General features: G+C 65.6%; 19 protein-coding genes and 1 tRNA gene. 8 read left to right on the forward strand and 12 right to left on the reverse strand.

The window, feature by feature from the left end; genetic code table 11:
• Nucleotides 1–27 precede the first annotated feature (27 nt).
• Both N5C88_RS09900 and N5C88_RS09905 read right to left on the reverse strand, forming a co-directional pair.
• Nucleotides 28–1,551, reverse strand: a complete 1,524-nt coding sequence (locus tag N5C88_RS09900) for a sugar ABC transporter ATP-binding protein (RefSeq protein WP_118933435.1) — start codon at nt 1,549–1,551, stop codon at nt 28–30.
• On the reverse strand, nt 1,548–2,582 hold the full coding sequence (locus N5C88_RS09905; protein ID WP_059377361.1) for a substrate-binding domain-containing protein: 1,035 nt from the start codon (nt 2,580–2,582) through the stop codon (nt 1,548–1,550). The genes N5C88_RS09900 and N5C88_RS09905 overlap by 4 nt, the downstream gene beginning before the upstream one ends.
• 178 nt (nt 2,583–2,760) lie before the next feature.
• On the opposite strand from N5C88_RS09905, the gene N5C88_RS09910 reads away from it, so the two are divergent.
• Genes N5C88_RS09910 through N5C88_RS09920 form a run of 3 tightly spaced genes read left to right on the forward strand, consistent with a single transcriptional unit; the run spans nt 2,761 to nt 6,769 of the window.
• Complete coding sequence (locus N5C88_RS09910; protein WP_280015251.1) at nt 2,761–4,251, forward strand: FGGY family carbohydrate kinase; 1,491 nt, start codon at nt 2,761–2,763, stop codon at nt 4,249–4,251.
• Nucleotides 4,248–6,017: a glycerol-3-phosphate dehydrogenase/oxidase gene (locus N5C88_RS09915; protein ID WP_280015252.1), complete on the forward strand. Its 1,770-nt coding sequence runs from the start codon at nt 4,248–4,250 to the stop codon at nt 6,015–6,017. The genes N5C88_RS09910 and N5C88_RS09915 overlap by 4 nt, the downstream gene beginning before the upstream one ends.
• Nucleotides 6,014–6,769: a GntR family transcriptional regulator gene (locus tag N5C88_RS09920; protein ID WP_059377355.1), complete on the forward strand. Its 756-nt coding sequence runs from the start codon at nt 6,014–6,016 to the stop codon at nt 6,767–6,769. Before N5C88_RS09915 ends, N5C88_RS09920 begins: the two co-directional genes overlap by 4 nt.
• Before the next feature lie 100 nt (nt 6,770–6,869).
• Here N5C88_RS09920 and N5C88_RS09925 read toward each other — a convergent pair whose 3' ends face one another.
• From N5C88_RS09925 to N5C88_RS09935, 3 genes are all read right to left on the reverse strand, one after another.
• Nucleotides 6,870–7,184, reverse strand: coding sequence for an XRE family transcriptional regulator (locus N5C88_RS09925; RefSeq protein ID WP_059377351.1), 315 nt, complete (start codon nt 7,182–7,184; stop codon nt 6,870–6,872).
• A complete protein-coding gene (locus N5C88_RS09930) occupies nt 7,177–7,542 on the reverse strand; it encodes a type II toxin-antitoxin system RelE/ParE family toxin (RefSeq protein WP_280015277.1) in 366 nt (121 codons plus the stop codon). Before N5C88_RS09930 ends, N5C88_RS09925 begins: the two co-directional genes overlap by 8 nt.
• Before the next feature lie 386 nt (nt 7,543–7,928).
• Nucleotides 7,929–8,003 (reverse strand) — tRNA-Arg (locus N5C88_RS09935).
• A 232-nt stretch (nt 8,004–8,235) separates the two neighbouring features.
• Here N5C88_RS09935 and N5C88_RS09940 point away from each other — a divergent pair.
• The gene (locus N5C88_RS09940) at nt 8,236–9,153 is read left to right on the forward strand and encodes a cytochrome c5 family protein (protein WP_059377346.1); all 918 of its coding nucleotides are present in this window, start codon (nt 8,236–8,238) and stop codon (nt 9,151–9,153) included.
• A gap of 75 nt (nt 9,154–9,228) precedes the next feature.
• Here the strand turns inward: N5C88_RS09940 and N5C88_RS09945 are convergent, their stop codons facing one another.
• From N5C88_RS09945 to N5C88_RS09960, 4 genes are read right to left on the reverse strand one after another with little or no spacing between them, the layout of a single operon-like run.
• On the reverse strand, nt 9,229–10,194 hold the full coding sequence (locus N5C88_RS09945; protein ID WP_059377344.1) for a tripartite tricarboxylate transporter substrate binding protein: 966 nt from the start codon (nt 10,192–10,194) through the stop codon (nt 9,229–9,231).
• Between the two features lie 44 nt (nt 10,195–10,238).
• Nucleotides 10,239–10,751: a carboxymuconolactone decarboxylase family protein gene (locus N5C88_RS09950; protein WP_059377342.1), complete on the reverse strand. Its 513-nt coding sequence runs from the start codon at nt 10,749–10,751 to the stop codon at nt 10,239–10,241.
• 23 nt (nt 10,752–10,774) lie between these two features.
• Entirely contained in the window at nt 10,775–11,596 is an 822-nt protein-coding gene (locus tag N5C88_RS09955) for an SDR family oxidoreductase (RefSeq protein ID WP_118933367.1), read from the reverse strand.
• 16 nt (nt 11,597–11,612) lie between these two features.
• The gene (locus N5C88_RS09960; protein ID WP_059377338.1) at nt 11,613–12,407 is read right to left on the reverse strand and encodes an SDR family oxidoreductase; all 795 of its coding nucleotides are present in this window, start codon (nt 12,405–12,407) and stop codon (nt 11,613–11,615) included.
• A gap of 92 nt (nt 12,408–12,499) precedes the next feature.
• On the opposite strand from N5C88_RS09960, the gene N5C88_RS09965 reads away from it, so the two are divergent.
• Entirely contained in the window at nt 12,500–13,405 is a 906-nt protein-coding gene (locus tag N5C88_RS09965) for a LysR family transcriptional regulator (protein WP_059377335.1), read from the forward strand.
• Between the two features lie 18 nt (nt 13,406–13,423).
• Here N5C88_RS09965 and N5C88_RS09970 read toward each other — a convergent pair whose 3' ends face one another.
• Complete coding sequence (locus tag N5C88_RS09970; protein ID WP_059377332.1) at nt 13,424–14,197, reverse strand: IclR family transcriptional regulator C-terminal domain-containing protein; 774 nt, start codon at nt 14,195–14,197, stop codon at nt 13,424–13,426.
• A 212-nt stretch (nt 14,198–14,409) separates the two neighbouring features.
• Here N5C88_RS09970 and N5C88_RS09975 point away from each other — a divergent pair, with 212 nt between their 5' ends.
• Genes N5C88_RS09975 through N5C88_RS09985 form a run of 3 tightly spaced genes read left to right on the forward strand, consistent with a single transcriptional unit; the run spans nt 14,410 to nt 17,895 of the window.
• Nucleotides 14,410–15,474 (forward strand): GTP-binding protein, encoded by a 1,065-nt coding sequence (locus N5C88_RS09975; RefSeq protein WP_280015253.1) that lies wholly within the window; start codon nt 14,410–14,412, stop codon nt 15,472–15,474.
• A 10-nt stretch (nt 15,475–15,484) separates the two neighbouring features.
• Nucleotides 15,485–16,888 (forward strand): dihydroorotase family protein, encoded by a 1,404-nt coding sequence (locus tag N5C88_RS09980; RefSeq protein ID WP_280015278.1) that lies wholly within the window; start codon nt 15,485–15,487, stop codon nt 16,886–16,888.
• 41 nt (nt 16,889–16,929) lie between these two features.
• The gene (locus tag N5C88_RS09985; protein ID WP_059377320.1) at nt 16,930–17,895 is read left to right on the forward strand and encodes a tripartite tricarboxylate transporter substrate binding protein; all 966 of its coding nucleotides are present in this window, start codon (nt 16,930–16,932) and stop codon (nt 17,893–17,895) included.
• A 95-nt stretch (nt 17,896–17,990) separates the two neighbouring features.
• Here the strand turns inward: N5C88_RS09985 and N5C88_RS09990 are convergent, their stop codons facing one another.
• Together N5C88_RS09990 and N5C88_RS09995 are read right to left on the reverse strand one after the other, a co-directional pair.
• Nucleotides 17,991–19,517 carry a 3-hydroxyacyl-CoA dehydrogenase gene (locus N5C88_RS09990; RefSeq protein ID WP_280015254.1) on the reverse strand — a complete coding sequence of 509 codons (1,527 nt, stop codon included), beginning with the start codon at nt 19,515–19,517 and terminating at the stop codon, nt 17,991–17,993.
• Nucleotides 19,518–19,547: 30 nt separating this feature from the next.
• Complete coding sequence (locus N5C88_RS09995) at nt 19,548–20,777, reverse strand: CaiB/BaiF CoA-transferase family protein (protein ID WP_280015255.1); 1,230 nt, start codon at nt 20,775–20,777, stop codon at nt 19,548–19,550.
• Nucleotides 20,778–20,805: the final 28 nt, after the last annotated feature.

The following is a 20,805-nucleotide window of genomic DNA, read 5'->3' on the forward strand; positions in this document are numbered from 1 at the left end:
CCGCCGGCTGGGTTTTCAGGTCGCTCGTCATGTGGCCTCCTCGGCGGTCAGGCCCGAGGCCAGCCGCAGCAGTTTTTCTTCCGTCATCTCGCTTGCCGCCAGTTCTCCGGCGAGCCTGCCGTTGCGTATGACCAGGGCCCGGTCGCATAGCCCGATGATCTCCGGCAGCTCGGACGAGATCACCACCACGCCCACGCCCTGATTGGCCAGGTCGCGCAGCAGGTGATGGATCTCGGATTTGGCGCCGACGTCCACGCCGCGCGTCGGTTCGTCCATCAGCAGCACCGAGGGGCGGGTCGCCAGCAGTTTGGCGATGGCCACCTTCTGCTGGTTGCCGCCCGACAGGCAACTGGCATCGATCGCCACGCCGTCCGACTTGAGCCTGAGCCGGGCGCCCAGCTCGACGGCCAGGCTGCGTTCCGCCGTGCGTTTGAGCAGGCCGAAGCGCGAGCTGATGCGGCGCAGCGCCATCGAAGACACGTTCTGCTCGATCGGCATGTCCAGGAACAGGCCGGCGGCCTTGCGGTCTTCGCTCAGGTAGGCGATGCCGTGGCGCAGGGCATCGGCGTAGCGGCGCAGCCGCAGGGGCTGGCCGCGCAGCCGCACGGCGCCTCGTCGCGCGCGCCGCAGGCCGCACACGGTTTCGGCCAGCTCGCTGCGGCCCGCACCCATCAGGCCGGAGATGCCCAGGATTTCGCCCCGGCGCAGCGTGAACGAGATGCCGTGGACGGCGGCGCCATCGGCGAGGTCCTCGACTTCCAGCAGGGTCTCGGCCGGCGCATCGCCAGCCGCCTGCCGGGGCGGGTAATAGTTGCCCAGGTCGCGGCCCACCATGCAGCGCACCAGCGCATCCGGAGAAAGCGCCGCAATATCGGCGCTGTGCACGTCGCGGCCGTCCCGCAACACCGTGACGCGGTCGCAGTGCTCGAAGATCTCGGCCATGCGGTGACTGATGTAGACGATGCCGATGCCCTGGGCCTTGAGGTCATGCAATACGCGGAACAGCGCCACGGACTCCACTTCCGTCAACGCGGCGGTGGGTTCGTCCAGGATCAGCACCTTGCAGTCCAGCGTCAAGGCGCGGGCGATCTCGACCAACTGCTGGCTGGATATGCCCAGCGCATCGACCCGCAAGCCCGGATCGATGTCCTGGCCCAGCCGCCGCAGCACGGCCGCGGCGCGCTCTTGCAGGCCGGCATAGTCCATCCAGGCCTGCGCGCCGGCGCTGATCATGGGCATGAAGATGTTCTCGGCCACGGTCGCGTCGCCGCAAAGCGAGATTTCCTGGTGGACCAGGCCGATGCCCAGGCGCATCGCATGGGCCGGCCCATTGATGACCACGCGCTCGCCTTCCAGGTAGATGTCGCCGCTGTCCGGCTGATGGATGCCGTCGATGATCTTCATCAGCGTCGACTTGCCAGCGCCGTTCTCGCCGCACAAGGCATGGATTTCGCCCCGGCGCAGCGTGAAGCGCACGTCGGCCAGGGCTTTGGACGCGCCGAACTGCTTGCTGATGCCTTGCAGTTCCAGCAGCGCTGCGGGCGCCTTCATTCGTTGATGCCCTTGGTGCCGCGACGCGCCAGGTACTTGTCCCAATAGAAGTCGTCGGCGTTCGCCTTGCTGACGATGGACAGGCCGTTGTCCAGGAACGGCACGGCCATGGGGTTGGTGCCGTTGCGCTTGGCGTCGTTCATCGGGTCGATCAGTTGCTGGTTGCGCGCCAGGAACAGCAGCATCATGCCCATGTAGCCCTGCACGCCCTGGTTCGGGTTGACGGAGCCAAAGACCTCGCCCGACTTGATCATGTCCAGGATCTTGGCGTTCACGTCGCAGCACAGGACCTTGATGTTCTTCTTGGTCTCGATGGAGGCCTGCGCCGCGCCCAGCGCCGAATTGGCTTCGGGCATGAACAGCGCGCCCAGGCCGGGGTTGGCCTGCGCCAGGCTCAGCGTGGCCTGGTATGCCTTGTTCGGATCCTGGTTGCTGGCCGCGCGGCCCACCAGCTTCATGCCGGGGTGCTGGGTCTTCATGCGATTGATGAAGGCGGCGACGCGGCGGTCATGGTTGTCCTGGCCGGGGTTTTCCAGCACCGCGTACTCGCCCTTGCCATTGAGCGAGGCCGCAATGGCGTCGGCGGCCTGCGCGCCTTCGCGGTCGTTGTCGGACGTGACAAACGACACGCGCTTGGAATTGGGCGAGTCGGCCGCGAAGGTCACCACCGGAATGCCCATGGCCGCGGCGCGGTTGATGGGTTCGATGAAGGGGTCGGGGTTCATGGGATGCAGCAGGATGCCGGCCGGCTTGCGCGCCAGTTCCTGCTCGAACGAGGCCAGCTGCTTGTTGACGTCGTATTCGGGCGTGCCCGAATAGCGGGTGCGCACGCCGAGCGAATGGCCCAGCTGTTTCATCATTTCGTAGACAGGAAACCAGTACTCCACCCCGGACACCATCACGTTCATCACGTAGACATCGTTGGCGTTGCCGCGCAGCCCGGGGGCTTGCGGGGTGTTCTGCGCAAAGGCGTTGGCGCTCGCCAGGCCGGCGCCCGCCGCCGCTACGGTCTTCAAGAAATCTCGTCTCATGTTCCGCTCCTTTTTTCGCATCGTTCCAAGAACCCTGCAGCCCTCGGTGCCTGTTTTTCAACCTGTTTTGGTCGAATCGTTGTTATGACATCGCTGAACTATATTGCAGCCGGATTTTTTAAATTACTAGGGGAAACGCTGCTATCCTGCGTGAAATTTCCGTAGACAATGTTATGACATGAGAACAGACATCTACCTCGGCATAGACATGGGCTCCACGGGCTTGAAGGCGGTTGCCTTCGAGGCCGGGAGCGGCGCCACACTGGCCGCATCGGGCGGCGCGCTGCCCTATCGGCAATTGGCGCAAGGCGGTTGCGAACTGCCCGCGGACGCCATCCACACGGCGCTGGCGCGGGCCTTGCAAGGCGTGGCCGCCCAACTGGGTCCGCGCGTGGCCGACGTGCGCGCGCTGTGCTGCACGGGTCATGGCGCCGGCTTGTATGCGCTGGATGCCAGCGGCCAATTGCTGGGAGGCCGCGCGGTGGCATCGACCGACCAGCGCGCCGCCGCCCGCGCCCGGGCGCTGGGCCGCCGCATGGGCGACGCGCTGTATGACGAAGTCGGCTGCCGGCCATGGTCGGGGCAGTCGTCGCTGATCGCGGCCGAACTCTACGGCGCGGACGCCGGTCAACTCGGCCGCATCCGCCACCTGCTGTTCGCCAAGGACTATCTGGGGTTCCTGTTGACCGGCGAGATCGCCACGGACGCCAGCGACGCCAGTACGGCGGGCCTGCTGTCGCTCCATGCCGGGACTTGGTCCACGATGGCTTGCGAGGCAGCCGGCCTGTCCGGCCTGGCCGCCACGGCGCTGGCGCCCATCGCGCCCAGCGGCGCCGTGATCGGCCGGCTACTGCCAGCCCAGGCGGCCGCCTTCGGCTTGCCGGCCGGCCTCCCCGTGGCGCTGGGCGCAATCGATCTGCTCGCCTCGCTGAAAGCGGTGAATGCAGAACGCCAGGGCCATGCCGTGGCCGTGCTCGGCACCTGGTGCGTGAATGCGGTGGTGGCGCCGGCCCGCGAACCGAAGCCGGAAGTCGGCGCCATCGTCAGCTTCGGCGATCCGGATCGCAGGCTCTATCTGGAAAACAGTCCCTCATCGATGGCGAACGTGGCCTGGCTGGCGCGCACCCTGCAGTTCCAGGATGCGGCCGCGGCGGTAAATTGCGCGATGGAGGTGCCCTTGGGAGCCGAGGGTCTGCGTTTTCTGCCCTTCATCAATGGCGGCAGCTGGCCGGCGGGAGCCAGCGCGGGATACGTCGGCCTGCAAGGGCATCACACCCGCGCGCACATGGCGCGCGCCGTGGTCGACGCCGTGGTGGCGTTGCACGCGCGGCATCTGAAACGCCTGGCGGCGCTTGGTCTGGGCGTGCCGGGCAGAGTGGCCGCGTTGGGCGGCGGCGCCCGGGACTTGCGCTTGGCGCGCCTGCTGGCGGGCTTTCTGGGCCACGCCGTGGAACGCTGCGGCGACGACGAAACCGGCGCGCGCGGCGCCGCCTTGTATGCCGCGCTGTCGCAAAACCCTGGCGGCGATGACTTGCTGCCCGCCCCATGCGAACGGGTCGAGCCCCTTGCCGCCGAAGCACAGGCGCACGCCGACTTCTACGACAGCTTCCATGGCTTGGTGGACAGCATGGCCCCTGCTTTCGGCCATCTTGCGGGACCCGCCCGATGACCCCGCGCACCTCGCCTTTCGTGCGCCCGGCCTCCTTGGCGGGCCGGCATTTTTCCACCGTGATCGTTGGCGCGGGCATCAACGGCGCTGGCGTGTTCCGCGACCTGTCGCTGCAGGGCGTGGATTGCCTGATCGTCGACAAGGGCGATGTGGCCGCAGGCGCCAGCAGCGCGCCATCGCGCATGATCCACGGCGGCTTGCGCTACCTGGAAAGCGGATCCTTTTCCCTGGTGGCCGAAGCCACGCGCGAACGCAATCTGCTGCTGCGCAACGCGGCGCACCTGGTGCAGCCGCTGGAAACCGTGGTGCCGCTATCCAGCCGCTTCGGCGGCCTGTGGGGCAGCATGCTGCGCTTTGCCGGCCTGAACGCCTCGCCGGGCGCGCGCGGGCGGTGCGTGGTGGGACTGGGCTTGCGCCTCTACGACAAGCTGGGCCGCAACCAGCGCGTCATGCCGGAACATCGCATCGAACGCGTGCCGGCGGCGGACAGTACGCTGTTCGGCGCGGCGGTGCGCTGGACGGCCACGTACTACGACGCCTGGATACGGCATCCGGAATGGCTGGTGCTGGAGCTGATCGACGATGCGCATCGCGGCCATCCGGCCTCGGTCGCATCGAACTACTGCAGCGTGACGGCTTGCCAAGGCCGCGTCATTACGCTGCGCGATGCGCTGACCGGCGAATCCGTGCAAGTCACGGCCGACACGGTGGTCAACGCGACGGGCGCCTGGCTGGACCGCGCGGCCGGCGCCCTGGAAGGCGATGGCTCGCGCGTCATGGGTACCAAGGGGTCACACCTGATCCTGGACCATCCGGCGCTACGCGCCGCGCTCCAGGGGCGCATGGCTTACTTCGAAGCGTCCGACGGCCGGGTGTGCATCGTCTACCCGTTCCTGGACCGGGTGCTGGTGGGATCCACCGACATTCCGATTGATGATCCCGACCTCGCCGCGACCGAGCCGGCGGAGATCGACTACCTGCTCGATGTGTTGCATGAGGTGTTTCCCCGCCTGCATTTCTGCCGCAAGGACGTGGTCTACACTTACGTGGGCGTCAGGCCGCTGGCCCAGTCGGATGCCGACAAGCCCGGACAGATATCGCGCGATCACGCGGTGGTGATCGACCCGCCCAACGCCCGACGCGAGGTGCCGATGGTGTGCCTGGTCGGCGGCAAATGGACGACCTTCCGTTCGCTGGCGCAACTGGCGGCCGACGCGGTGCTGCAGCAGCTGGGCCGCGCACGGCGCCAGTCGACCGAGCAGGTGGCTATCGGCGGCGGGGCGGGCATGCCCGCCGATGCGGCGGGACGCCAACGCTTTCTGGACAGCATTCAGGCAGCCGCCGCGCTGGACCGCGGGCGCATCGCCGAACTGTTCATGCGCTATGGTTCACGGGCAGGCGCCATGGCGGCGGATTTCGCCGCGGCGGGCGATAAGCCCTTGCGCCACGCGCCAGATCATTCAACCGCCGAGATCCGCTATCTGTGCCGCGAAACGGCTGTGCAGCACCTGGCCGACCTGGTGATCCGGCGCACCTTGCTGGCCATCCGCGGCCAAGTCACGCCGGCACTGCTGGCGGAACTGGCGGATATCGCCGCGGCCGAGCTGGGCTGGAGCCTCGCGCGCCGGCAAGACGAGTTACGAGCCTGCACCGCGACGCTGCGGGACCGGCATTGTGTTCAACTTCCTCCAGACGAGGCGTCCTGGGCAGAGCCCGCCGAATCCGCCTTGGCTACAGGTTCGATTTCAAACTCTTTGACGACATGAGCAGCCCCATCTCCACCGAAGCCATATTGGACCGCAGCGCCGGCGCCCCGCTCTGGACTCAGTTCCGCGACGTGGTGCGCGGCAAGATCCTGCAAGGCGAACTGGCCGTCGGCGACAAGCTGCCCACCGAGGCCGAGTTCGGCGAGCAATATGGCATTTCGCGCATCGTCGTGCGCGAAGCGCTGGCGGACCTGGTCCGCAACGGCCTGATCTACAAGATCCGCGGCCAGGGCGCCTTCGTATCGGCGCGCGAGCGCGACGAAGACTTCGTGTCCACCGTGCTGGGCTTTTCGGACGAAATGGAACGCAAGGGCCGCACGGTACGCACCCAGGTGCTGCTGCAGGAACTACGCGCACCCACGACGCACGAAGCCAGTTCGCTGGGGCTGGCCGAAGACAGCCAGGTCGTGGCGCTCAAGCGCCTGCGCAGCGTCGACGGCGAACTGCAATTGCTGGTGGAAACTGCCGTGCCCGCGGATCTGGTGCCGGGCCTGCACCGCACCCGCCTGGAAAACCGCTCGCTGTATGACGTGCTGCGCAGGCAGTACGGCCTGCGCATCGTGCGCGCGGAACGTTGGATCGACGCGGTGCAGCCGGACGCCCAGACCTGCGAATTGCTGGGCATGAAGGAACCCGAACCCCTGCTGCGCATCGAGTCCATCGCCTATGGCGCCAACGGGCGCGCGCTGGAGCATTACCGCGCCTTGCACCGCTGCAAGTCCAGCCGGCTGCATGTGCAGACTACGACCTGAGACGGCAGGAAGCTTGCAGATTTGGCGATCGGATCAAGAGCGTTGGCAGTCCGCGCAAGGATCCGCGGCGGACTGGACTGCTCTCCTATGACCCCAGACTCTACGCGGCCAGATCAGAAAAATTGGTGATCTTGACAGCGCCATCTGGGAAACGAGCGACCACTTCAAGCTTGCCACCCATTGCCTCAATGTGGCTTCGTAACGTCGATATATACATGTCCGTCCGCTTCTCCATTTTTGCAATGGACGGCTGTTGAACATGCAACACCTCTGCCAGAACTTTCTGCGACAAACCTCGTGCCTGTCGCAGTTCCTGAAGCGGCATCTCTTGAAGCATCTGCTCTGTGGCAGCCTTGGCGCGAAGCTGTGATTCCGGCGACATGGCGGCGCGAAGCGTCCCAAATTTCTTAGCCATTTATCTGCCCTTCCTTTCGCAATAATCTCAAATGATCGTCATATAGTTTGTCTGCCAACGGCACAAACTCTTCATACCAACGATCGTTGCCCGTCTTGTCCCCGCCTATCAACAAAATTGCCGCTCGCCTTGGATCAAAGGCATACAACGTGCGCAGCGGGCGGCCTCCGGCTTGAGTCCTAAGCTCCCGCATGTGCTCATGCTTGAAACCGTTGATGCCGCTGGAATGCGGGAAGCCGAGGGTGGTGCCACGAGCTTCCAGAAGACCAACGGTAGCGGCGACAGACTCCTGTTCTCGCTCCGACAGACCATTCCACCAAACCTCAAATTCGTCCGTGAACTCGACTTCCCAGGCCATCGCTCCCCCGTCAGCAGGCAACCGAATTATAGCCCCGAAGGAATATTCCATCAAGGGAATGTTCCTTCTGCTTGAATCCTCAGAAGATTGCCTCCGGGGGAGTCGGTACAACTTCCGCTGCGAGTGGATGGCCGGCACCGCAGCCCTCGGAATCTGGAGATCAGAGTTGCGGGAGCTAGACATTCGGGAGCGCATACGCGAGGAGCTGCTCTTCGAGGTCTACTCGAAGTGGATCGACAAGATCGCAAATCAGCGAGGAGGAGACAAGATGCGGCGACTTGCTGCGCGGCACCTTCCGGAGAGGCCAATCAGACCTTCTGAACCGGAGTCGGAACAGCCACGTCAGGCCCAGTGTGGACCCAAGCCATTCTTAGTCTTGGAGTTGGTGGCGCGCCCGACAGGAATCGAACCTGTATCAAGAGCTTCGGAAACTCTCATTCTATCCATTGAACTACGGGCGCAGCGCAAGGAGGCGGTATTGTACCCAGTTTTCGCTGAACTGCATGAACTGGATCAAATCTTCCGTCAAACTCAGCGAAAACCCCGTCGGTTGCATTGGACTCGTGTCTATGACACCGTTATATAATCCAGCGTTTGCTTGCAAGGCGGGCTCTTCATGCCGCCGACTTGTGCAGTACTGATTTTCTGTTGCCGCCGCCAGGCGCCCCCGGTACCCGTTAGCAGGATTTGGTCATGAGCAACGAGCAGGAACACATAGAAGAGCACTCCTCCCCCATCAAGACCCCGAAGCAACTGATCGTCACGATCGTCCTGTCTTTCGTGATCCCGATCGCCATCATCATCCTACTGGTGAACATGGTGGTCTCGGGCACCAAGACAGGAGCGGGTTCGGACACGCTGTCCCAGGAAGCCGTCGCCAAGCGCATCGCCCCCGTCGCGGGTTTCCAGCTGGTCGATGCGAATGCCCCCAAGGTCTTCAAGACCGGCGAACAGGTCTTCGCCGCCGTCTGTACGGCCTGTCATACCGCCGGCGTGGCTGGCGCACCCAAGGTGGGCGATAACGCCGCCTGGGCGCCCTTCATCACCGCGGGCTACGACGCCATGATGAACGTGGCCCTGCACGGCAAGGGCGGCATGCCCGCCAAGGGCGGCAACCCCACGCTGTCCGACTACGAAGTCGCGCGCGCCGTGGTGTACATGGCCAACAAGTCGGGCGCTTCGCTGCCCGAACCCGCCGCTCCGGCTGCGGAAGGCGACAAGAAGGAAGCCGCTGCCGCTCCTGCCGTCGCAGCTGCGGCGCCTGCTGCTGCCCCGGCTGCTGCTGCCCCCGCGGCCGCGGCACCGGCCGCCGCGGCGCCCGCCCCTGCTCCGGCAGCCCAGGCCGCCGCGCCGCAAGCCGCGGCAGTCAACCCGGCCGGCGAAAAGCTGTACAAGAGCGTCTGTTTCGCCTGCCATGCCACCGGCGTGGCCAACGCCCCCAAGTTCGGCGACAAGGCCGCCTGGGATCCGTACATCAAGACCGGCATGGACGCCATGGTGAAGGTCGCCATGCAAGGCAAGCCGCCGATGCCCCCGAAGGGCGGCGCGGCCAACGCCTCGGAAGACGACATCCGCGCAGCGGTGCAGTACATGGTGGATGCGGCGAAGTAAGACTCGCCTCCCATGATGAAAAAAGCCCCTTGAGCAAATCAAGGGGCTTTTTCTTTGCGCGCGCTGGCACGCCGATTATTCGCGGATCAGGCCGATCGCCCTGGAAAACAACGCTCGCTGCTCCTGCAGATAGGCGCCGTACTCCTGCGGGCTCAGCACGCTGATTTCCGCGCCTATGCCGCCCAGGGTCTTGTTCACCTCATCGCCCTGCTCCGCCACGACCTTGCGGGCAGCCTGGTACAAGGCGTCGACCACCTGGGGCGGCGTGCCCTTGGGCGCCATCAGCCCGTAGATGGTGGGGCTGCCGACGTCGTAGCCCAGTTCGCGCAGGGTCGGCACGTCCGGATAGGCCACCAACCGCTTGCTGCTGAAGACGGCCAGTGGCCGCAAGCCGCCGGACTGAATATGCGCCTGCGCCGGCCCCACTGCGGACACGGCGATATCCGTGTGGCCGCCCAACAAGGCGGTGACCGCCGGCGTGCTGCCCTGGAAGGGAATGTGGCGCAACTTGACCTTGGCCTCCGAGGCGAACGTTTCGCCCAACAGATGGCTGATGCCCATGGCTCCCGAGGTGCCGTAGGAGATGGCATCGGGACGCGCCTTGGCGTCGGCCACCACGTCGGCCAGGGTCTTGTACCTGGACTTCCCGGGCGCGACGATCATCATGCCGCCCAGGGATATCGCGGCGACCGGAGCGAAGGACTCCGTTGTGTACTTGATTTCCTTGTTGGCCAGCGGAACCACTACCAGCGCCCCCGGCGAACTGCCCACGATGGTATAGCCGTCGGGCGCCGCCGAGGCCGTGTATGCCGCGCCTATGCCTCCTCCCGCGCCGGGCTTGTAGTTCATCACGATGGGCTGGCCCAGGTATTTCCCCATCTTCTCGGTGATGGGCCGCAGCATCTGGTCGGTATCGCCGGGCGCGAACGGAATGATCAGTTGCACCGGCTTTGCCGGATAGCCGGCATGGGCTGTCGCGCTCAGGGCCAGGCCCAGCGCAAGGGATGCGAACGCGCCACCAAATCGTTTGAAGCTGTGCATGCATGTCTCCTGTTTTCTTATTTACCGGCTGTGCAAGAAGCCGTTCATTCGTGGTCGATCTGTATCGCCTCCAGAAAGCGCGACACCATGTTGTACGCGGCCACCGTGGCCGTGATCTCAACGATCGCGCGGGCATCGAAAGCCTCGCGGATGGCCGCGAACGTGACGTCCCGGACCCGGATGTCGCGCGTCATCTCGTCGCAATACGCCATGGCCGCGCGTTCGCCCAAGTCCAGCGATGCGAAATTGCCGGTCTTCAAGCCCTGCACCTGATCTTCGCTGCAGCCCGCCTTCAAGGCGATCGGCAGATGTTGATCGAACTCGTAATCGGCCTGGTTCAGCACCGCGACGCGCAGGATGAGCATCTCCCGCAGTTTGGGCGCAAGCCCGCTGTGCTGGCGTATCGCCGTGAGATAGGCCAGCCAGCCTTGCGCCACCGGCGGGCTGTTGAGCAGCATCCGATAGAGATTCGGCAGGCTGGACCGCTCCCGTTCGATGCGTTCGACCAGCGGCCGGATCTCCGGCCTGGCGATATCCGCATATTCAATTCGCGCCATCGTGATTCTCCTCAGCTTGGTTTTCAGTCGCAGCGGGCGCTCATGCCCCCGTCCACGATCAACTCGGTTCCGGTGATGAAACGCGCCTCGTCCGAGGCGAGAAAGAGCACGGCATTGGCCGTGTCCCGACCATCGCCGGAAAACGGCAGCGGAATGCGGCGCCGCCGCCGCTCCAGCAGGGCGTCGATATCGCCCGCGCTCTGCTGGCCAGCGAGGAAGGCATCGACCAGCGGCGTATGGAGCTGGCCCGGCAAGACCGTATTGATGCGCACCCCCTTGCTGGCGTATTCCACGGCGGCCACGCGGCCGAACTGCATCACGCCCGCCTTGGCGGCCGCATAGCCGACCTGCGGCGCGCCGGTCCAGCGTATGGCCGAGGTCGAGGACACGTTGACCACGGCGCCGGCGCCCTGCTCCTCCATGATGGGCAGGACGTAGTGGCAGGTCGTGTACACCGAGGTCAGGTTCAGGTCGAGCTGCCTATGCCAATCCGTTTGCGTAAGCGCCGCCGGACCGCCGGGAATGGGGCCTCCCACGTTGTTGACCAGAATGTCGATCCGCCCGTGCCGCCGCGCCACGGTTTCGACCAACGCGGCGACCTGGGCAGCGTCGCCCACGTCGCAGATGTGGGTTTCGATGCGGGACCTGTAGCGCCCAGCCAACTCCAGAGTCTCGGGCAAGGACTCCGGCCGCATGTCCACCGCGACCACCACAGCCCCCTCCTGGGCGAAACGCACGGCGATCGCTCGCCCGTTGCCCCATCCCGGTCCGACGCAACCTGCGCCGAAGATCAAGGCCACTTTGCCCGCCAGGCGCCCGGCGCTCGCTTGCTCATGCACATGCATCGCGACTGTCCTCCGCTCAACGCGTCGCCATGGTGATGCCGCCATCCACCACGATCTGTTGCCCCGTGATGTAGCGGCTCTCATCGCTGGCCAGGAAAGCCACGGCATGGGCCACATCCCAGGCGTCGCCCATGCGGCCCGCCGGCACCTGGGCATGGCGGTGGGCCACGAACCCCTCGTAATCGCCCTTGGCGTATTTCTGCGCCAGGCGCTCCACCAGGGGCGTGAACATCAGTCCCGGGACCACCGAGTTCAGCCGCACGCCGTCTTGCGCATAGATGACAGCCGTGGTTGCCGTCATCTGCATCAAGGCGGCCTTGGCGGCGGCGTAGCCGACCTGGGGTTTGCCCGCATAACGCAGCCCGGCGATGGATGAAATGTTGATAATCGATCCTCCACCGGCGCTCTTCATGAGGGGGATGACGTGCTTGCAGCACAGGAAGGCGGAGGTCAGGTTCACCTGGATCTGATCGTGCCAAAGATCCTCCGGCATGGAGACCGGATCGCCCGGTTCCGAGCGGCCCACGTTGTTGACCAGCACGTCGATGCGGCCGTATGTGTCCATGCAGGCCCGCACCAGTTCCGCCACCTGGCCGCCATCCGTGACATCGCACTGCCGGACCGTAATCTTGCCGCCCTCGGCGGCCACGGCCTGCGCGGACTGGCGCGCCGCGTCGATGTTCAGGTCGCAACCGAAAATCGCCGCGCCCTGCCTGGCAAGCACCGCCGCGGCGGCCTTGCCATTGCCCCACCCCTCGCCCAGCGTGCCGCAACCGGTCACCAGGGCTACCTTGCCATCAAGACGAAACATCCCAGCTCCAGAGAAAGATCGTGATGTAGAGGCTAAGGCAGCCGGCTCCTCCGGTTAAGTTCCAATTTGAACGGCATTGATAGACAAGAAGAATGAATCTGACGACGAGACAACTGCGCATCTTCGTGCTGCTGGCAGAGACCTTGAGCTTCCAGAGGACCGCCGAAATGCTGCATGTGACTCAGCCCACGCTGAGCAAACTGCTGAAGGAAACGGAAGAGACGCTGGGCGTCAAACTCTTCGAGCGCACCACTCGCATGGTGCGCCTGTCGCGCGAAGGCCAGGACATCCTGGAGATCGCGCGCAAGATCACGGCACTGCACGAGAAAGGCATGCTGGAACTGGACCATCGGCTGCGCGACCGCAACAACCGCGTCGCCGTCGCGGCCTTGCCCACGCTTGCGGCGTCGCTCATCCCGCTATTGATCCAGAGTCTCGCGCGCAAGCACCCTCGGGTCCGCGTGGAGGTCTACGATCCCATCGCCAACGAAGCCCTGCAATTGCTGCGCGAGCGGCGGGTGGACATTGCCGTGACCACGATGAACGAGGAAGGCGCTGCCGACCTGGTCTATCAGGAGTTGTTTACCGAGCCCTTCGTGCTGTTCCACAGCGTCCAGATCAAACCGGACGTCACGCGTTGGATGCCCACGGAACTGGCCCGGCTGCCCTTGATCAGCATGCCGCCTGGCACCAGCGTGCGCGTCCTGACCGAACGCGCCTTTCAGGCCGCGTCCCAGCCTTTCAATCCACTCTATTCCCTGCGGGACCTGAACACCATCGCGCGCTTCGTGCAGCACAACTGCGGCATTGCGCTGTTGCCGGAGTCGTCGCTGGACAACGCGACGCAGCGCGGCGTGCGCAAGACCCGCCTGCGGCAGGCGCTCTCGCGCTCGGTCGGCATGTATGTCCGGCGGGAGAGCGAGCCCTCGGAGTTGCTGCGCCACACGCTGGATGAATTGCGCCGCCTGGGCCGGGACCGCCAGTTGCGATCCGACTGAGCGGCTGGAGGCCTGTGTTCAGGTGCGGGCGACCCAGGCGCCGTCCACCGCGGCCAACTGGCTGCTGATCTGGCTGGCGGCGTCGATGACCGCCGCGCGGAAAGGCTCGAGACGGCAATGCTCGGTACGCACGATCAGGCTCAGTCCGGCCACCACGCGCTGCTCCAGGAAAATGGGCGCTGCAATGCCTATGGTCCCCGGCGTGATTTCTGAATCGCTGACGGCGACGCCCGCCTCGCGGATGGCATCGAGTTCCAGGCACAGGTCCTTCAGGCTCTTCCAGTGCGAAATGGCGCGCACTTCCTCTTCATGGGCCAGGTACATGCGCTCCAGGGCGCGACGGCTCTGGTGCGCCAGGATGACCTTGGAGGTAGCGCCTCGGAACATCGGCATGGTGGCGCCGCGTTCATAGCGGCCGACGCGCGCGGCCGGATCGCCGATTTCCTGGTGGATGCACATGACCTTGTCCTGGTAGCTGCGCGTGAGCACCGAGGCCGACGAAGGCGTGGTTGCCGCCACCAGCCGCCGCATCAGCGGCTCCGCCACTTTGAGCAAGGGGTCGCCATGGCGCATCAGCAGATCGAAATGGGCAAACGTCGGCCCCAGCACATAGCGCGCGCCCATCACCGGAGTCAGGAAATCCGCGCGCACCAGTTCCTGCACGTCGCGATAGGCCGAGCTGACCGACACATCCATTTCAACGGCGATTTCCTCCACCGACCATGCGGCGCTCCTGTCATAGAGCTGCAGGATGTGCAGTATCCGGTTGCGCGTCCTGATTTCACCCGCCACGTCGCCCTCTCCCTGTCGTTACGCCTCTACGGCGCGAAATTTCGCATCCATTGCGAAATTTTATTCCCCCGCGATTCTAGCAGCGCCATCCTCCCGTCTGCTCCCCGGGCCAACGGTGCGAAATCGCGGGGGCTTGCCAAAGCGTCAACTCGATGCAAAAATCCATTTAATCGCAATAGTTGCGAATTTAATGTTTTTTGCAAAGGTGGATCATGGCAAACGGTGAGACCCCCGAACCGCGTATTCCCGTCACGTTGCTGACGGGCTTCCTGGGCAGCGGCAAGACCACCTTGCTGAATCATTGGCTGCGCGACCCCGCGCTGGCCGATGCGGCGGTCATCGTCAACGAGTTTGGCGAGATCGGCATCGATCATTCCCTGATCGCCAGCAGCAACGACAACACCATCGAACTGAGCACGGGATGCCTGTGCTGCACCGTGCAAGGCGATCTGGTGGAGACGCTGCGCGATTTGCGCGCCAAGCGCAGCGCCGGCCAGATTCCGGCCTTCGACCGCGTCCTGATCGAGACCACGGGCATGGCCGACGTGGTGCCGGTCATCCAGGCCTTGATGACATTTCCGGTGGCGCGCTCGTTCCGCCTGAACCGCGTGCTGACCGTGGTGGACGCCGTCAACGGTCCGGCCACCCTGGCCGCGCACCCGGAGGCCGTCAAGCAAGTCGCTGTCGCCGATGCCTTGATCGTCACCAAGACTGACCTGCCCGGAGCGCAACTCGCAGCGCTGATGGACACGCTTGCGCGCGTCAATCCGGGCGCCACGCGCGTGGCCTGCAACCTTGCGACCCGGCCGGATGCTTCCGTGCTGGAAGGTCCTGACGTCTATGACATGGACGTGCGCCCGGAGCAGGCCCGGCAATGGCTCAACGCCGCGCCCTACGCGGACGGGCACGGGCATCACCATGAACACGCGCATGCCCATGACCATGACCATGCGCGCATCGACAGCTTCTGCCTGGACTTCGCCGCCCCCTTGCACTGGCCGCAGGTCAGCGCCTGGCTGGATGCGCTGGTCATGGCGCACCCGGACGAACTGCTGCGCGTGAAGGGCATCCTGCACATCGCTGGCCACGAACGCCCCATCGTGCTGCAAGCGGTGCAGCGCCTGTTCCATCCGCCTGCCGAGTTGCCGCAATGGCCCGACACGGACCGGCAATCCCGCATGGTTTTCATCACCAAGGGCCTGAGCAAGGACTACGTCCTGCAGGTCTGGAACACGGTGCGCCAGCGCGCCCTCCCGCCTGCCACCCGCGCGGCCTGATCGTTTTGGCATTCCCCATCACAAGGAAAACAGCATGGACACTTTGATCAAGAACGGCCTGGTGGTCACTCCCCAGGGCCAGGTGCGCGCCTCCATCGGCATCCGCGACGGCAAGATCGCCGGCTTGTACGAGGCCGGCAGCGAACCCGACGCGCGCAACGTCATCGATGCCAGCGGCCTGGCAGTATTGCCAGGAGCCATCGACATGCATTCGCACCACCGCCAGGGTTCGCAGAAGGGATTCGAGTACAAGGACACCATCCTCACCGCCACGCAGCAATGCGCCGCTGGCGGCGTCACCACCAGCGTGGGCATGCCCAACGTCAATCCGCCGCCAAACTCGCTGGACCTGCTGGAGAAGCAGTTCGCCATCTACCGCAGCGATGCCGTGGTCGACTGGAACTTCAACCCGGCGCCGACGATAGAGTCGGAAATGGAAGCCATGACCGCCACGGGCATCGCCGCGTTCAAGATCTTCATGGTGGTGGACACGGGACGGGACTATCCGCACATGCCCGGCATCGGCGTGCATGACCACGGCAAGCTGCTGCGCATCATGCAGCGCTGCGCTGAACTGGACGTGCCCTTGATGGTGCATCCGCACGACCAGGCCCTGATGGACGTGATCGAACAGACCTATTGGGACCGGGGCGAGCGCGACGCCCTCGCCTATGCGCGCGCCTACGCCGCCCACGACGGCGTGATCTGGGAAACCGCCATCGCCACCTTGCTGCGCCTGCAGAAGGCGGCCGGCTGCCATCTGCACATCCTGCACACCCAGACCGCCGGCAGCGTCCAGCTCATCCGCGAGGCCAAGGCGGCGGGCCAGAAGGTCACCTGCGAAATCAATCCCTGGGCCTTGTTCCTGGGTTGCGAATGGTCGGCCATCCAGCGCCTGGGCTCGTATGCGCTGTCGTACTGGGTGCCGGAGAAGAACGTGCCGGGCTTGTGGGAAGGCCTGAACGACGGAACGATCGACATCATCGCCACCGACCATGCGCCGCACACGCGCGAAGAAAAGGAAGTGGGCTGGACCGATGGCTGGAAAGCCCACACCGGCACGCCGTCGACGCAGTTCTACCTGAGCATGTTCCTGACGGCGGCCCAGGAAGGCAAGATCAGCCTGGAACGCGTGGCCGAGGCATGTTCGGCCAAGCCCGCCGAATTGTTCCGGTTGCGCAGCAAGGGCGAAATCCGCGTGGGCCTGGACGCCGACCTGGTGCTGGTCGATCTGGAGACGGAATACGAAGTGCGCGACGAGGACGTGCTCAGCCTGGTGGGCTGGAGCCCCTATGCCGGCCGCCGCCTCAAGGGCAAGCCGGTGCATACGCTGGTGCGCGGCGCCACGGTGTATGCGGACGGTAAAGTGGTCGGCGCCAAGGGCGGCGGCCAGATGGCTGCCGCGGTACGCTGAAGCCCAGGCCGCGCACCACTACGACACAAGGGGAAAACATCATGAATCGTCGTCAGTTCTCGCGGCTGCTGGCCTCTGCGCCATTGCTGCTGCCCGCGTTGGTCCGCGCCCAGGACGGGACCGCCATCACCTTGATCGTGCCGTATCCGCCCGGCGGCAACACCGACTATGTGGCGCGCATTACCTCCGATTCGCTGCGCCGCACCTTGGGCTCGTCGGTCGTGGTGAAGAACCAGGCCGGCGCAGGCGGCACCATTGCCACCGATGCGTTGATACGCTCGCGCAACGACGGCAACACGCTGATGGTGGGTTCCATCGGCCAGGTTTCGCTGGTGCGCTTCCTGTTCAATGTGCGTTACGACCCGTTGAACGATCTGGTGCCGGTCGCCAACATCGCCAGCAATCCGCTGGTGCTCACGGTGCCGTCCAGCTCGCGTTTCCAGAACCTGGCGCAACTGATCGAGTATGGCCGGGCCAAACCGGGCGCGCTGACCGTCGCGCACGGCGGCGAGGGGTCGATGTCGCATATGTCGGTGCTGGTGTTTCTCAAGCGCGCGGGTATCGAGGCGACGCTGATCGGCTATCGCGGCGGTGCGCCCGCCCTGCTGGACACCATGGGCGGCACGACCGATCTCTACTCGGCCAACATCTCGGAGATCCTGCCGTACAAGGACAGCGGCCGCATCCGCTTCCTGGGCGTATCCAGCCGCCAGCCCGTACCTCAGCTGCCCGGCGTCCCGGCCATCGCCGACACCATCTCCGGCCACGAGATCGAAACCTGGAATGGCCTGTTCGCGCCCCCCGGCACACCCGCCGAAGTGGTGGACAGGCTGGCCGACGCCGTGCAGGTCATGCTGCGCGACCCGGACGTGCTGAGCAAATTCGACGCGTCCGGCAGCCAGCCGCGGGCAGGCGAAGTGAAGGAGAAGTTTGCGCGCCGCATCCGCGACGACATCGCGCTGTGGACGCCGCTGGTGTCCCTGATCGGGGTCAAGCCGGCGAACTGAGGCGGCCGGCGTCGCAAAAAAAAGCCCGCAAGACACGATGTCTTGCGGGTTTTTTTCTTGCGCATGCCAGGTCGGCGCCTGTCATGCTCATCGCATCACTGTTCGCCAGCCGCCTTGGTCAGCGACATGCCCAGCTGCACACGGCGCTGCAGCCACAGGCTGGGGCGATAACGCGGATCGCCGGTCACGCGCTGCATGCTCTTCAGGATTTCCAGGATGCGGTCGGCGCCGAGCTTGTCGCCCAGGGCCAGCGGACCCACCGGATAACCCAGGCCCAGCGTCACCGCCAGGTCGATGTCCTTGGGCGTGGCGATCTGCTGCTGCGCGATGTCGCTGGCAATGTTGACGATGGTGGCGACGATGCGCTGGGCGATGAAGCCAGGCGAATCCTCGATCACCGTGACGGGCACGCCGTCGGCGGCCAGCAGCGCGTGCGCGGCGTCGCGCCACTTGGCTTCGGTGGCGGGCGACACCATGATGGTGCGGCGCTTGGCGCCGTCAAAGGCGTAGAGCGTGTCCAGGCCGACCGTGCGGGCCGCGTTCAGACTTTGCGCGGACACGGTGGTGGAGACGTCTTCGCCGTAGGGCGTGACCAGGATGAGCGCGTCGGCGTCAGGCGTGGAGCCGGTCACCAGCGTGGCGCCCAGCTTTTCGACCAGCGCGGCGGCGCGGGCGTAGCCTTCGGCGTGCTTGGGGCTGACCCAGACCTTCAGGTTCTCGGGCAGCGCGGGTACGGGCGGCTCGGCCGGCACCTGCTTCTGGCCGTCGGCGTAGACGTAGAAGCCTTCACCTGCCTTGCGGCCGATCAGGCCGCCGGCCAGGCGCACGGTGGTGATCGGCGAGGGACGGAAGCGCGGCTCGTCGAAGAACTGGCGGTAGATGGATTCCATGACGGGGTGGGACACGTCCAGCGCCGTCAGGTCCAGCAGTTCGAACGGGCCCATGCGGAAACCGGCCTGCTCGCGCATCACGGCGTCGACCTGGGCGAAGGTCGCCACGGCTTCCTGCGCCACGCGCAGGCCTTCGGTATTCATGCCGCGGCCGGCATGGTTGACGATGAAGCCGGGCATGTCCTTGGCGCGCACGGGCGTGTGGCCCATGCGGCGGGCCAGCTCGGCCAGCGCGTCGCCGACTTCGGGCGCGCTGCGCAGGCCGTCGATGACTTCGACCACCTTCATCAGCGCGACGGGGTTGAAGAAGTGGTAGCCGGCCACGCGTTGCGGCCGCTTGCAGGCGGCGGCGATGGCGGTGATCGACAGCGACGAGGTGTTCGACGCCAGGATGCAGTCTTCTGCCACCACGCCTTCCAACGCGGCGAACAGGTCACGCTTGACGTCCAGGCGCTCGACGATGGCTTCCACCACCAGCTGGCAGTTCGACATATCGGTCAGCGCGGTGGCGGATTCCACGCGTTCCAGCGCCGCCTGCGCGTCGGCGGCGCTCAGCTTGCCTTTCTGGGCCAGCTTGTCCCAGGTCTGGCGCAGCGACTCGCGCGCGGCCGCGACGGCGTCCGCGCTGGTGTCGTACAGGCGCACGCGCAGCCCGGCTTGCGCCGCGATCTGCGCGATGCCGCGCCCCATGGCCCCGGCGCCGACGACACCGATGGTTTGAATCTCCTTCATCACCACTCTCCTGCTTTTATTGGATGGGGTTCAGGCCCGGCTTTGCGCCAGCGCCAGGATTTCTTCGGCCGACAGGCCCAGCTTCTCGGACAGCACCTGCTCGGTGTGCTCGCCCAGCATGGGCGGCGGACGGCGGTACTCGACCGGACTGTCGGAAAACTTCAGCGGGCTGGCGGCAATGGGCACCGTGCCCGCGGTCGGATGCGGCATTTCGCGCTTCATGCCGCGCGCCAGGACCTGCGGGTCTTCGTAGACCTGGTCCAGCGTGTTGATGGGGCCGGCGGGAACACCCACGCCTTCCAGCGCGGCCAGCCAGTGGTCGCGCGCGCCAGTGGCCATGCGTTCGGCCAGGAGCGGCACCAGTTCGGCACGGTTCTTCACGCGCTGCGGATTGGTGGCAAAGCGCGGATCGGCCGACAGCTCGGGCAGGCCGATCACGCCGCAGTAGTTGCGGAACTGGCTATCGTTGCCGACCGCCACGATCAGGTGGCCGTCGCTGGCCGCGAAGACCTGGTACGGCACCAGGTTCTGGTGGGCATTGCCTGCGCGCTTGGGCGCCACGCCCGAGGTCATGTAATTGAGGTTCTGGTTGGCCAGCATGCTGACCTGGCAGTCCAGCAGCGCCATGTCGATGTGCTGGCCCAGGCCGCTGCGCGAGCGTTCGTGCAGCGCGGCCAGGATGCCGACCGTGGAGTACATGCCGGTCATCAGGTCGGTCACGGCCACGCCCGCTTTCTGCGGACCGCCGCCGGGCAGGTCGTCGCGTTCGCCGGTGATGCTCATCAGGCCGCCCATGCCCTGGATCATGAAGTCATAGCCAGGACGGCTGGCGTAAGGGCCGGTCTGGCCGAAGCCGGTGATGGAGCAGTAGATCAGGCGCGGGTTGAGTTCCTTCAGGCTTTCGTAGTCCAGGCCGTACTTCGACAGGCCGCCGACCTTGAAGTTTTCAACCAGGATGTCGCTTTGCAGTGCCAGTTCGCGCACCAGCTCGGCGCCGCGCGGCGAGGCGATATCCAGCGCCACCGACAGCTTGTTGCGGTTGGCGGACAGGTAATAGGCCGCTTCCGTGGTGTCGTTGCCCGCCTCGTCCTTCAGGTACGGAGGCCCCCAGGCCCGCGTGTCGTCGCCCGCGCCGGGACGTTCGATCTTGATGACCTCGGCGCCAAGGTCGGCGAGGTTCTGGGTGCACCAGGGACCCGCCAGGACGCGGGTGAGGTCCAGCACGCGTATGCCGGTAAGGGGAGCGGGACGTTGCGACATTAGTAATCTTTTCGCTAGAAGAGAAATG

It is taken from the genome of Achromobacter sp. GD03932 (genome assembly GCF_029839485.1).
In the GTDB taxonomy this organism is placed as follows: Bacteria; Pseudomonadota; Gammaproteobacteria; order Burkholderiales; family Burkholderiaceae_B; genus Achromobacter; species Achromobacter bronchisepticus_A.

What these genes read in the sequence shown, in the direction of transcription:
- N5C88_RS09955 (WP_118933367.1), bottom strand. Translation starts at nt 11,596, where the DNA reads ATGCATGTGCATGAGCAAGCGAGCGCCGGGCGCCTGGCGGGCAAAGTG.
- N5C88_RS09995 (WP_280015255.1), bottom strand. Translation starts at nt 20,777, where the DNA reads ATGTCGCAACGTCCCGCTCCCCTTACCGGCATACGCGTGCTGGACCTC.
- N5C88_RS09985 (WP_059377320.1), top strand. Translation starts at nt 16,930, where the DNA reads ATGAATCGTCGTCAGTTCTCGCGGCTGCTGGCCTCTGCGCCATTGCTG.
- N5C88_RS09950 (WP_059377342.1), bottom strand. Translation starts at nt 10,751, where the DNA reads ATGGCGCGAATTGAATATGCGGATATCGCCAGGCCGGAGATCCGGCCG.
- N5C88_RS09910 (WP_280015251.1), top strand. Translation starts at nt 2,761, where the DNA reads ATGAGAACAGACATCTACCTCGGCATAGACATGGGCTCCACGGGCTTG.
- N5C88_RS09990 (WP_280015254.1), bottom strand. Translation starts at nt 19,517, where the DNA reads ATGAAGGAGATTCAAACCATCGGTGTCGTCGGCGCCGGGGCCATGGGG.
- N5C88_RS09975 (WP_280015253.1), top strand. Translation starts at nt 14,410, where the DNA reads ATGGCAAACGGTGAGACCCCCGAACCGCGTATTCCCGTCACGTTGCTG.
- N5C88_RS09915 (WP_280015252.1), top strand. Translation starts at nt 4,248, where the DNA reads ATGACCCCGCGCACCTCGCCTTTCGTGCGCCCGGCCTCCTTGGCGGGC.
- N5C88_RS09900 (WP_118933435.1), bottom strand. Translation starts at nt 1,551, where the DNA reads ATGAAGGCGCCCGCAGCGCTGCTGGAACTGCAAGGCATCAGCAAGCAG.
- N5C88_RS09920 (WP_059377355.1), top strand. Translation starts at nt 6,014, where the DNA reads ATGAGCAGCCCCATCTCCACCGAAGCCATATTGGACCGCAGCGCCGGC.
- N5C88_RS09925 (WP_059377351.1), bottom strand. Translation starts at nt 7,184, where the DNA reads ATGGCTAAGAAATTTGGGACGCTTCGCGCCGCCATGTCGCCGGAATCA.
- N5C88_RS09960 (WP_059377338.1), bottom strand. Translation starts at nt 12,407, where the DNA reads ATGTTTCGTCTTGATGGCAAGGTAGCCCTGGTGACCGGTTGCGGCACG.
- N5C88_RS09905 (WP_059377361.1), bottom strand. Translation starts at nt 2,582, where the DNA reads ATGAGACGAGATTTCTTGAAGACCGTAGCGGCGGCGGGCGCCGGCCTG.
- N5C88_RS09940 (WP_059377346.1), top strand. Translation starts at nt 8,236, where the DNA reads ATGAGCAACGAGCAGGAACACATAGAAGAGCACTCCTCCCCCATCAAG.
- N5C88_RS09945 (WP_059377344.1), bottom strand. Translation starts at nt 10,194, where the DNA reads ATGCACAGCTTCAAACGATTTGGTGGCGCGTTCGCATCCCTTGCGCTG.
- N5C88_RS09965 (WP_059377335.1), top strand. Translation starts at nt 12,500, where the DNA reads ATGAATCTGACGACGAGACAACTGCGCATCTTCGTGCTGCTGGCAGAG.
- N5C88_RS09930 (WP_280015277.1), bottom strand. Translation starts at nt 7,542, where the DNA reads ATGGCCTGGGAAGTCGAGTTCACGGACGAATTTGAGGTTTGGTGGAAT.